The following is a 4,086-nucleotide window of genomic DNA, read 5'->3' as shown; positions in this document are numbered from 1 at the left end:
CCCGAGCCGGTCGAGCACGCCCCGGATCTCGTCCTCGCTCGGCACGTCCTCCAGGTAGCGGCGGACGGTGTAGTCGGCGCCCTCGGCGTCGAGCAGCTTCACGGCACTGCGGCACTTCGAACAGGCCGGGTTGATCCAGATCTCCATGGGGCTACGGTACGCCCTCGTGACGCCGGGGAGCGGGGGCCGAAACCTCGTTCTCCCCTTGTGTCCCCGCACCCCCGAAAGCCCTTGTGGCCAGGGCCTTTTGTCAGTGGTGGGCAGTAGAATAGAAGCAGTGTTCGAGGGTGGCGCCGGGATCGCCGAGGACCCCGGAGTGCCGCCCTGACCGCGACAGGAGGATGCCTGTGCCCGCTGCCGCACTCAAGCCGAAGCCACTGCCCACCCAGTCCATCGCGAAGCGCCCCGTCCTGCTCGACCTGCCGTACGCCCCCCTGGAGAAGCGGCCGCTGCCGCCGGGCCGGCCGCGCGAGTGGTACGTCGCGCACAACCGTCGCCTCAAGGCGATGCGCCTCGCCATCGCCCTGCTCGACTCCGGCGTCCACATGCCGAACCAGGCCCGCAACGAGACGATCCGCGACACGGCGGAACTGATCGGCGTCCACCCGCCGTCGGACACGACGTGCCACATGGTGAGGGCGTTCATGCGCTACTCGCGCTGACCTGACCCCGAGCGCCGGGTGCCCTGTTCCGCGGGGCGCCCGGCGCTTCGTCATGCCGCCCGGTCCGGTGCGGCGAACACCGGCGGGTTCAGGCGGGCGAAGCCCTCCTGCCGCTCGTAGGGGAAGTAGGGGTACGGCGCCGGGCGGTGGCTGGCGGCGTCGAGCTTCGCCATCTGCTCGGGGGAGAGGCTCCAGCCGACGGCGCCGAGGTTCTGGCGCAACTGCGCCTCGTCGCGGGCGCCGATGAGTACGGAGGACACCGTCGGCCGCTGCAACAGCCAGTTGAGGGCGATCTGCGGTACCGCCTTGCCCGTCTCCTGCGCGATCTCGTCCAGCGCGTCGATCACGCCGTAGAGGTGCTCATCGGCGACGGGCGGGCCGTAGTCGGCGGTGCGGTGCAGTCGGCTGCCGGGCGGGAGCGGTGTGCCGCGGCGGATCCTGCCGGTGAGGCGGCCCCAGCCGAGCGGACTCCAGACGATGGCGCCGAGGCCCTGGTCGAGGGCGAGCGGCATCAGCTCCCACTCGTAGTCGCGGCCGATGAGGGAGTAGTACACCTGGTGGGCCACATAGCGCGGGTGGCCGTGCCGCTCCGCTGCCGCGAGGGACTTCATCGCCTGCCAGCCGGAGAAGTTGGAGACGCCGGTGTAGCGCACCTTGCCCGCCCGCACCAGCGAGCCGAGCGTGTCCAGTACCTCCTCGACCGGCGTCCCGGCGTCGAAGGCGTGGAGCTGGAACAGGTCGAGGTGGTCCGTGCCCAGCCTGCGCAGGGCTGCCTCGCAGGCGCGGATCAGCCGGGACCGGGAGGAGCCCGCGTCGCCCGGGCCGTCGCCCATCGGCAGGCTCGTCTTGGTGGAGACGATCACCTGGTCCCGGCGGCCCTTGATCGCCTCCCCGAGCACCTCCTCGGACGCGCCGGCGGAGTAGGCGTCGGCGGTGTCGAACATCGTGATCCCCGCGTCCAGGCAGATGTCCACCAGGCGGCGCGCCTCCCGGGCGTCGGTGGTTCCCCATGCGCCGAAGAGCGGACCCCGGCCGCCGAAGGTGCCGGCTCCGAAGCTCAGCGCCGGAACCATGAGTCCGGACGCGCCCAGTCGCCTGTATTCCATCGTGATCCCCTTCCGGGAGTGACCTGGCTTTTAATGGGTCTGTAGTTCCGTTAGTGCCGCTAAGGTAGCAGGGCGAGGGAGTTAATGGAACAGGAGTACCGTTATGGCTGATGGGGGTGAGCCGGGAACCGTACGGCCCGGGGGGCGCACGGCACGGGTCCGGGAGGCGGTGCTGCGCGCGGCCGAGGACGCCCTGACCGAGCAGGGGTTCACCGGCCTGGACCTGGCCGACATCGCTCGCCGTGCCGGTGTCGGCAAGACGACCGTCTACCGCCGCTGGGGGACGGTGACCGGGCTGGTGGCGGACCTCCTGGCGGACATGGCCGAGCAGTCGGCGCCGCGCACCGAGACCGGTTCGCTGCTCGGCGACCTGACGGCGAACGCCCGGCTGGTGCAGCGGACTTTGACGGACCCCCGACAGGGGCCGCTGTTCAAGGCGCTGATCGCCGCGGCCGCAGGCGACACGAAGACGGCCGCGGCGCTGCACCGCTTCTACGACATCCGCGTCAGGGAGTGGGCCCCCTGCGTCCGGCAGGCCGTCGACCGTGGCGAGGTACCCGAGGGCACCGACACATACGAAGTGATCCGTGCCGTCTCCGCCCCGCTCTACTACCACCTGCTGATCAGCGGCGGCCGCCTCGACGAGACGACGGCCGACCGGGCGGCGGAGGCGGCGGCGACTGCGGCACGGGCGGGGGTGTACGTACGGGCCTGACACCACGGGGCCTGGCGCTCGACGCCGCGGCACCCCACGCCGCCAAGGCCTGGCGCTCGACGCCGCGGGCCCGATGCTCGATGCCGCGGGGACCCGGCGTCCCATGCTGCGGGGACGCGGCATCCCACGCCGCGGGGCCTGGCGCTCCACGCTGCGGGTCCGATGCTCGATGCCGCGGGGACCCGGCGCCCCATGCTGCGGGGGCGCGGCATCCCACGCCGCGGGGCCTGGCGCTCTACGCCGCGGGTCCGATGCTCGACGTCGCGGGGACCCGGCGCCCCATGCTGCGGAGACGCGGCAACCCGCGCCGCGAAGGCCTGGCGCTCGACACCGCGGGCCTGGCGCTCTACGCCGCGGGTCCGATGCTCGATGCCGTGGGGACCCGGCGCCCCATGCTGCGGGACGCGGCACCCCACGCCGCGAAGGCCCGGGCCTCCACGCCGCGAAGGCCCCGGCGTTCCACGCCGCGGAGTCGTGCCCACGCCGCGGCGGCCCGGTGGCCCTCCTGGCTACGTCGCCAGCTCCTTCTCCAGCGGTGTTCGGAAGCGCGGCGTGATTCTGGTCGTCCCCACCCACCCGCTCAGCCGCTCCGCCGCCTCCTCGATCGCCGCGCGCGCCTCCCGGCCCATCCCCTCCTCGTCGAGGATCCGCCAGACGATCTCCCCGCCGGGCCGCTGGGCCCACCCGCCGACCACGCGTCCGTCCCACCACACCGTCGGCCCGACGTTCCCGCTCCGGTCGAACAGCAGGGGCCGCAGCTCCGGCGCGAGATACCAGTCGCGCTGCTGCCACCCCATGGCCGTCGGGTCGAGGCCGGGCAGCAGTGCCGCCCAGGGCTCGCCGGGCGCGGCCACCTCGTCGACGTCGCCGTCGGCCACGTACCCCGTGCCCTCGTCCAGCGACACCGGCCGCGCCCCGATCGCGGCCAGCGCCGCGCGAACCTCCGTCACGCGCCATCCCGTCCACCACTTCAGATCGGCCTCGGTCGCCGGACCGCACGCGGCAAGCCACCGTCTCAACAGCTCCGCCTGTGCCTGCGCGGTGTCCAGTTCGGGGTGCTCGGGCGCGACGGCCCAGCGGAACTGGCTGGACGTCCAGGAGCCGAGCGGCCGGCCGCGGACGACCTTCCCCTCGACGCCCAGCACCCTCAGCAGCCGGGTCGAGACCGTGTGCACCCCCTCGTAGCGCTTCCCGGCCGCGTACGCGAACTGCTCCCGCAGGCGCGGCTCGTCCTCGGCGAGTTCGGCGGCCGTGGCCTGCCCGCGCCGGGCGAGTGCCGCCAGCGCCGACTCCTCGACCTCCGCCAGCCAGGCCGCGTCCGGCGCCCCGGCCGCCGCCATGTCCCTGAGCAGCGCGGCCCGCTCCCGGGCGGCGACCGCCAGACCGGTCGAGGCGTGCACGACGGCGGTCAGGGCCGTGGGGAACACGAACACCGTGTGCCGCATGCCGTGCATCCGCACCAGGGAACGGTCGTCGTACAGCGCGCGCCCGGTCTCCGCCACGGTCTTCGCGGGGTCGGCGAGCCGCGCGCCCACGGCCAGGTACACCGTCGCCGGGTCTGTGCCGTGCAGGGCGACGAGCGAACCGGCGATCTCCTCGGGAG

The 4,086-nt window shown here is 73.6% G+C and carries 5 protein-coding genes; 2 read left to right on the top strand and 3 right to left on the bottom strand.

What is annotated here, in order from left to right; translation table 11 throughout:
- Positions 1-147, bottom strand: a 147-nt coding sequence (locus tag CCL05_RS46815; RefSeq protein WP_483025084.1) for a thioredoxin domain-containing protein, incomplete at its 3' end; no start/stop codon positions are given.
- A gap of 200 nt (positions 148-347) precedes the next feature.
- Between CCL05_RS46815 and CCL05_RS41570 the strand changes: the two genes are divergently transcribed.
- Positions 348-662 (top strand): hypothetical protein, encoded by a 315-nt coding sequence (locus CCL05_RS41570; RefSeq protein ID WP_086565740.1) that lies wholly within the window; start codon positions 348-350, stop codon positions 660-662.
- Positions 663-712: 50 nt separating this feature from the next.
- On the opposite strand, the gene CCL05_RS41565 is transcribed toward CCL05_RS41570, so the two are convergent.
- Positions 713-1,768, bottom strand: coding sequence for an aldo/keto reductase (locus CCL05_RS41565; RefSeq protein ID WP_086565739.1), 1,056 nt, complete (start codon positions 1,766-1,768; stop codon positions 713-715).
- Positions 1,769-1,871: 103 nt separating this feature from the next.
- On the opposite strand from CCL05_RS41565, the gene CCL05_RS41560 reads away from it, so the two are divergent.
- Positions 1,872-2,483: a TetR/AcrR family transcriptional regulator gene (locus tag CCL05_RS41560; protein WP_086565738.1), complete on the top strand. Its 612-nt coding sequence runs from the start codon at positions 1,872-1,874 to the stop codon at positions 2,481-2,483.
- 509 nt (positions 2,484-2,992) lie between these two features.
- Here CCL05_RS41560 and CCL05_RS41555 read toward each other — a convergent pair.
- On the bottom strand, positions 2,993-4,086 hold a 1,094-nt coding region (locus tag CCL05_RS41555), incomplete at its 5' end, for a winged helix DNA-binding domain-containing protein (protein WP_086565737.1).

The organism is Streptomyces africanus, from assembly GCF_002150735.1.
Lineage (GTDB): Bacteria > Actinomycetota > Actinomycetes > Streptomycetales > Streptomycetaceae > Streptomyces > Streptomyces africanus.
Note: the sequence above shows the minus strand (reverse complement) of the source record. Positions and strands in the feature narration are given on the sequence as shown.